At 51.5% G+C, this 6,148-nt stretch carries 9 protein-coding genes; 2 read left to right on the top strand and 7 right to left on the bottom strand.

Annotated elements, in window-relative coordinates; all coding sequences use genetic code 11:
• Nucleotides 1-191: 191 nt before the first annotated feature.
• From HVE01_RS19660 to HVE01_RS19650, 3 genes are all read right to left on the bottom strand, one after another.
• Entirely contained in the window at nucleotides 192-662 is a 471-nt protein-coding gene (locus HVE01_RS19660; protein ID WP_146945482.1) for a hypothetical protein, read from the bottom strand.
• 152 nt (nucleotides 663-814) lie between these two features.
• The gene (locus HVE01_RS19655) at nucleotides 815-1,105 is read right to left on the bottom strand and encodes a BrnA antitoxin family protein (RefSeq protein WP_146945481.1); all 291 of its coding nucleotides are present in this window, start codon (nucleotides 1,103-1,105) and stop codon (nucleotides 815-817) included.
• Nucleotides 1,065-1,349, bottom strand: coding sequence for a BrnT family toxin (locus HVE01_RS19650; RefSeq protein WP_146945480.1), 285 nt, complete (start codon nucleotides 1,347-1,349; stop codon nucleotides 1,065-1,067). The genes HVE01_RS19655 and HVE01_RS19650 overlap by 41 nt, the downstream gene beginning before the upstream one ends.
• Nucleotides 1,350-1,846: 497 nt before the next feature.
• On the opposite strand from HVE01_RS19650, the gene HVE01_RS19645 reads away from it, so the two are divergent.
• Nucleotides 1,847-2,077 carry a hypothetical protein gene (locus tag HVE01_RS19645; RefSeq protein WP_146945479.1) on the top strand — a complete coding sequence of 77 codons (231 nt, stop codon included), beginning with the start codon at nucleotides 1,847-1,849 and terminating at the stop codon, nucleotides 2,075-2,077.
• On the top strand, nucleotides 2,078-2,344 hold the full coding sequence (locus tag HVE01_RS19640) for a hypothetical protein (RefSeq protein WP_146945478.1): 267 nt from the start codon (nucleotides 2,078-2,080) through the stop codon (nucleotides 2,342-2,344).
• Between the two features lie 94 nt (nucleotides 2,345-2,438).
• Here the strand turns inward: HVE01_RS19640 and HVE01_RS19635 are convergent, their stop codons facing one another.
• From HVE01_RS19635 to HVE01_RS19620, 4 genes are all read right to left on the bottom strand, one after another.
• Complete coding sequence (locus HVE01_RS19635) at nucleotides 2,439-2,732, bottom strand: hypothetical protein (protein ID WP_146945477.1); 294 nt, start codon at nucleotides 2,730-2,732, stop codon at nucleotides 2,439-2,441.
• Nucleotides 2,729-3,652: an integrase domain-containing protein gene (locus HVE01_RS19630; RefSeq protein ID WP_146945476.1), complete on the bottom strand. Its 924-nt coding sequence runs from the start codon at nucleotides 3,650-3,652 to the stop codon at nucleotides 2,729-2,731. The genes HVE01_RS19635 and HVE01_RS19630 overlap by 4 nt, the downstream gene beginning before the upstream one ends.
• 872 nt (nucleotides 3,653-4,524) lie before the next feature.
• Complete coding sequence (locus tag HVE01_RS19625) at nucleotides 4,525-4,950, bottom strand: helix-turn-helix domain-containing protein (protein WP_146945475.1); 426 nt, start codon at nucleotides 4,948-4,950, stop codon at nucleotides 4,525-4,527.
• An 88-nt stretch (nucleotides 4,951-5,038) separates the two neighbouring features.
• Nucleotides 5,039-5,911 (bottom strand): replication initiation protein, encoded by an 873-nt coding sequence (locus HVE01_RS19620; RefSeq protein WP_146945474.1) that lies wholly within the window; start codon nucleotides 5,909-5,911, stop codon nucleotides 5,039-5,041.
• Between the last annotated feature and the right edge of the window lie 237 nt (nucleotides 5,912-6,148).

Raw genomic sequence — 6,148 nt, 5'->3', positions numbered from 1 at the left:
TTTTACTCCACAGTCACAACATCCATGGGACACTAACCCACAGTAATTACATACAGAATGGTGTCGGCTTCATTATCAACAAAATATGCAGGCAAATGGAGTGCGGTAGTGTGTAAGCACCTCACCGTACACTCCACTTAAGCCTCATATTTTTGATTCTTGGCCAGCGTTTATAGCCGATATCCAGGTTTTTAGATGGCATTAAGATTATTTCTTAATTTATTATAGTGTTCTATAAAACCCACGGCAGAGAATATAAAAGTGAAAGCGCCATGCTCAACAGTAACGGAGTTGCTTCTTCTAAACTGATTTATTACATGCCTTGTTCCTTGTTCTGTAGAGGCAAAAAATAGATTCCACTCCCCTCTGCAATGTTGGGAAAACTGCACAAGTGTTCCATTTATAGACACTGGATCATGCTGTATTGTGCGTTCCCCATTTTCTCTACAATACTCTGGAGAATATGCTTCAATGTATACATTAGGTTCACCACTTTTTGCTTCATAAAGAGATGCATATAAAGCCCCGTGGATACTTTCCATTACGGAGGATCCTCCGTTAGAAGTGGTATACCAAGCATCTTTTCTACTCTCTGACATTGCTGGGGTTTTTATTGAAAAAATTAGGATCAAAGCCAACAAAATTTTTTTAGAAAGTTTCATTTTAATTTCCCTATAGAAGCAGTTTACTATGCTATGGCTTCTTTTTTTAAGAAGAAAAATACCAAATTATATTTTTACTTTCTATAAAAGTTCACCGCACACTCGCACAATATCTGACAAAGCCAGATCAGTTAGTAGTAGCTATGATGGGGTTAGTTAAGCTCATGAACGTTATGTTCTTTCAGGTATTGGCGTAAAGCTTGGTTCATTCGCGTTTGCCAGCCTTTCCCTGTTTGTCTGAAAGCTTCTACAACGTCCTGATCGTACCGAATCTTAACGGGCACCTTGCGTTCACTCTCTGGAATCGGTGGCCGCCCACGGCCACGCTTCACCATGGTATTGCCATGATACTGGTGTGCCGCTTCAAACCATTCGTTTGTCAGCTCTGGAGCGTCATCAGGATCAAACCAAGTGCTGTTCGTACCGTTGTCGTTCGCGTTCATTGGCATACCTCATGGAAATGATGCGGCGCTTTGTTCCGCGTTGTGTCCAGACAATCACAGTCACTTTGCCAGATAGCTTGCCCACGGTGATGATGCGCTCTTCGCCGTAGTCCTGGCGGTCATCCATCATGGAGAAAGTGTTGCCGGCAAAAACGGCAGGGGCATCGTTAAAATCCAGGCCGCGATGCTGCAGGGTGTCTTGCTGTTTACGCAGGTCATACTCGATCTCACTGCCTGGGGCCATCCGGGTCTCCTTGTCCTCTTTTTTATTGTACCCCCAGAAAATAACGGCGCAAGCGGCTCTATTTTTTGTTGTTTCAGTTCTCCAGTAATTTCCTGTTTGGCAAGGTGGTGGGCTATGCCCACCAAAACCCGGTTACCGCTTCGCGGCATAAAATTGGCGCCTCAAAAATCAAGATAATGGGGATAATGTTGAATTTTGGCCGATAAGCGTGAAATCTTCACGTAAATAGCTCAGAATTTGCATAGCCAAATCTCCTTAGCTAGGGTTTAGGTACGTTAAGCAATGGACGCTTTGCGCAAGGACGACCGAGCACGGAACGCTTGATGATCTCATGGACGTATGAGCAGGACGCTCAACAGAGTTCGCTAGGAAGCGATGTAAGAATTCTGCCCGACCCGAAAAGGTCGGGCTTTTCTTTGTCTGTCGTTATTTAAACGTTATTTTTTAACGTTTATTGGTCTACACTTGTAGACACCTCTCCCCTTGAGTGAACAGCCATGGCTCTTCGCAAAATCAGCGACCTCAAACCCGTGTTTAGCAGTGAGCGTGTCACCGAGTGGCAGCCCGTGCCCCTGGGGCCACGATACCGTTATGAGCGAGATCGGGCCGCGGTCGGGCAGGAAGTCACGCCTGGCAGTGAGCAGTATGAGTGGCACGTCTTGGCGAACAATGACCTGGCCCATGCCAAGCGCAAAGTGTTTGCGCTGATCACCGAGGAGTACCTGTAAATGGCGCGCACGCGGGCCATACAGAGCGCTGAGGCGCCTTTATGGCTAGAGGTGCTGTTAGCGTACGCGTTTGGCTCTGAGCCTGCTCAGCGAGCTGCACAGCTGGATTTGCTGGGGGTGGCCTATGATGCCACTGCATATCCCAATGATATCCCCGATGCTCGATTGGCCGAGCTGCTGCTGGCCTGGGCTGAGCAGTATGTGCCTGGGGAGGATTGGCAACGGTTGCAGGCCCGAATCAGGCAACGGCGCTCACAGTTGCGATAGCGATTCAGCATGAATTTAGGGTGGGTGCTGTGACTCGCAGTAGCAATCAAACTGCACCGCATGCGGTGCAGTTTTGACCAAAATCCGGTAGCGATTATGCGTGTGTTCGCTCCGGCATCGAGGGTGGAGGTGGCGGCTCACCAGCTCGCCCGAGCATTGTCCATAACTGACAAATTGCGTAGTGGTAATCGCGTTCCGTGCTGGGCGCAAATTGCTGTTTTTCATAAAATTCGTAGACATGGCGTTTACCAATTTGCTCAGGAGGATGCCCGACGGCTTCGATAAATCGCTCGATACGAGCAGCCGTGTTACGTCGTGACGTTTTGCCCCCTTTCCGACGGTACAGATCTATTTTTTGCCGCAGTTCTCGGCTGATGAGCGCGTTCATGCATTACTCCCTAGGTAACTGTTGGTGATACTGATCCGACCGTGGCCAAGTTCGCCGGCGATTTGCAGGCGGGCCTCACGGTCAATATCACGCGGTGCCTGGCCTCCCAGTATCGGTGGGGCATACCCAGTGATTTGTTGATAACGGTCGCAGGCGTAGGCGCTCCGCAGATCATGCAACCGGCTGACCCCGTGCTGTTGCAGGGTTTCGCGGATCTCGCGCAGCCCGTTTTCACGCCAAGATTTCCAGTTTTGATCGGCAGGCATCACCGCTCTGGCGGCTCCCTGCGCAGCGGCGGCACGCTCTAAAACGGCGATCTGTCGCGCTGATGTGAGCGGGATTTCGCGACTTCTCCCCCCTTTGGTGCCATCAGTGATCGTAACGGCACCTCGCGAGACAGCCTCACGGAGTGCCGCATGGGCGTTGAGCAGCGAAGCCTCTTTTGAGCGTAGGCCTAGCTCACGGGCGAGATCTGCAATGGCCACTCCGCGTTCATTCAGTGCCGCTACGCCGCGCTCCAACAGTGCCCTGTCGAACCCTGTCGGCGGCGTCTCACGAATCGCGCTGCGCTGATCAATGCCGCACTCACGCGTGGGGCTCACGCGTTGCCACGCGCCCTGCGTGGCAACGCGCATCACTGTATTGATAGCGGACACAGCGTTTTGCGCGTGCCCTTGGCCGATCTCGTGATTGCTGACGCGGTCGGCCAGTTGTTGCCCGTATTCGATGACGAGTTCACGGCTAACGTACTCCATCTGCTTGACGCCATTTTCGCGTGCAAACGCGGCAAATTGCGCAAAGTTACGCCCCGTTTCGGCGGCATGAGAAAACCCCATGCCGCTCGCCTGGACGGTGTTATTCAGCGCAAATTGTGCCGCTTTGCTCATGTCGCGTGATCCCAGTCCGAAATTTCTACTCATGTCCCACCCCATCGGTTGTTTTAGTGCTCCGCGAAGCCGTGGCCGCGCGGCAGCGACTGTTGAGTTTTACGCGAGTCATTACGGACGCTCGCCGATCCAGGGGGTGGCAAAAATGGGCAAATCGATTGTGGTTTTTGGTGGGTACTATGGGGGGAGCCATCCCCCGCGCTACCAATCTGTCACGACGTGACAATCGGCAGCTCCGGCCTAGCGCGTACGCTCACCCATTGCCCAATGGGTGCCCAAACCATGAGTGAAAATGTCCGTCCAGGACATTTTCGTCGTTTTTCGTCGAGAAATTCGTTCGACGAAAAACGAAAAAAGCCGCATGTGGCGGCGCTTTACGGCAGATGCCGGTGGAGGATCGCTGTTCGTCAGGTGGGGAGCCCACCTGACGAACAGTTGTGCAGATAGCTCGTGATGAGCCAATAAAAAGCTGGCTAGTGCCAGCAAAAGGGGGGCACGGCAAGCGTGCAAGCAACGAGGGCATGTGGCGACGGCAGGCGGTAAACTGCGGCCGGCGCAATACAGAACGGTGAATACACATAACACGGCGTTGCTATTGAATACTGCCAAACAGGCAGGCATGCGAATAGCCGGGCGATCGCCTGGGCTGAAGGGAATATTGGCATAGAGACCAACAGAAGAAACAGCGATAAAGCTGGGGGAAAATGCTGGTTAATTTTGCGTGGCCAGCGCTACCACGTCAGATCGCTAACGAGCGACAGAAACCTAACATTATCAGTAGAATGAGGGTAAGACAAGCGCGTTGAGAAAGGACGTTGTCATGAGCGAAACAGCACAGTTTTTTATCGGGATATCACCCATCTTATTGATAATGCTAGGGACGGTTATCTGGGGTGCTTACGAGGTTACGATGAAATCTCGTCGTCCTCGTCAGTAGATTGACGTGGAGCAAACGCGCTGCGGGCCATAGCTCGCAGCCCATGCGGGTCATCATCAGCACCTGTCTCCTGTGCGCGCGTTTCTGTATCAGGTGCCGGCAACTGACGTAGATGTCGTACCTCTTCTCGCAAGGCCACTAGCTCGCTGTGCATGGCATGCAACGCCTGCAACATCGCCTGTTGGAAAGGCTCTGGATCTTGAGTTGTGTTTGGTTGCAACGCAGGTGGTAAATGCGCCGGCTCTCCATAGCAGCGCACTAGTTCAGCCATATCAATGACACGTACCCCATCGCCTCGCAAGGTGCATGAAAGGCGGCCCGACTCGATATGGCGGTGAACGGTACTACGGTGTTTACCGTACAGTTTGGCGGATTGCGGGATGGTGAATTGCATAGGTGTCTGATCCGTTGCATGCCATGGTTGCATAGTAGGTCAGCAGGCCATAGAGCGTTAGCCATGGCATCAACAGATCAAGGACTTTTCACCGCGCAGAGTGCTTAGACTCTTCCAGCAGACGTAATGCAGCATCCTCATAGCTCTCGCCTACCCGGGCATTGGTTTCAATGACCGCGCGAGGAATGCCGTATATGGCTCCTATGGTGCTTTTGTCTTTCCCTTTGGCATTTCCACTGGCTTTTGCTTTTCGTGCATTCACGGGCTTTTCTGAGGGCTTCTCGCCGAAGGTAAACACCAAATGAGAGACGCGCCGCCCCGTCTTGCGCTGGTCCCACTTCACCCACAGCGGGCTGTGCTCGTTTATCTGCTCGATGGCAGGTTCAAGTACGCGCCGCTTAAAGTCCTTAAGCGCTGGGTATTTACCTTCAAGTAAAAAAGCATTGCGTAGCCAATCAATGGAAACTTCTCGCCGGCCCAAGCTACGCCACTGAATAAGAAGCTCGTAGAGGCGCTGTCCATAGGAGCTAGTCATGCGTGACACATCCCTCAGAGCAAAATTCGTGAACTGCTCAGTGAGGTTTGTGAGATACGGCAGCATGTCTTTTGTGAGTCGGAGCTCTACTCGCCCTTCTTCTTCGATATAGATGATTGTTTGAACCCAGCCCGTAATCATGACCTTACGCTTACGGCCTTGCCCATTGGGTTCTTGTATTAACCGGACATCACGACGTTTAAGCCTCAAAGCAGCCTTCTCAAGCTCTCGGTAAGCCTGCTTAGTCGATGTGCCCGACATTTCTGCAAGCTCACTAGCGCTTATGCTGTAAAGCACGTCATCTGTAATCGGCTGATCACGGCGCACCTGGGATATGCACGCATACATAATGCGTTGTTCAGCAACGCTCAGCCGATATTGAGCCTCAATCAAAGCGTTACTCTTATACACCTGAAGCTGGTCCATAGCCTTGCTCTTTTTGCACATTATGGGGACAAAATACACAAGGTCCCTTTAGGCCGCAAATCCGTCCCTCTTTAGGCCGCAAATCCGTCCCCTTTTAACCGCAAATCCGTCCCCTTTTAACCGCAAATCCGTCCCCTTTTAACGCTATTTTCCCTTATTTTTCATATCCTTAAAACGTCTAAAAGGGTAAAAGGGTAAAAGTACATAAAAGAATTCTATGCACTCACATAGCCTGCC

The sequence above is a fragment of the Vreelandella venusta genome (assembly GCF_007989605.1).
In the GTDB taxonomy this organism is placed as follows: domain Bacteria; phylum Pseudomonadota; class Gammaproteobacteria; order Pseudomonadales; family Halomonadaceae; genus Vreelandella; species Vreelandella venusta.
This window is presented reverse-complemented; position numbering and strand designations above follow the sequence as displayed.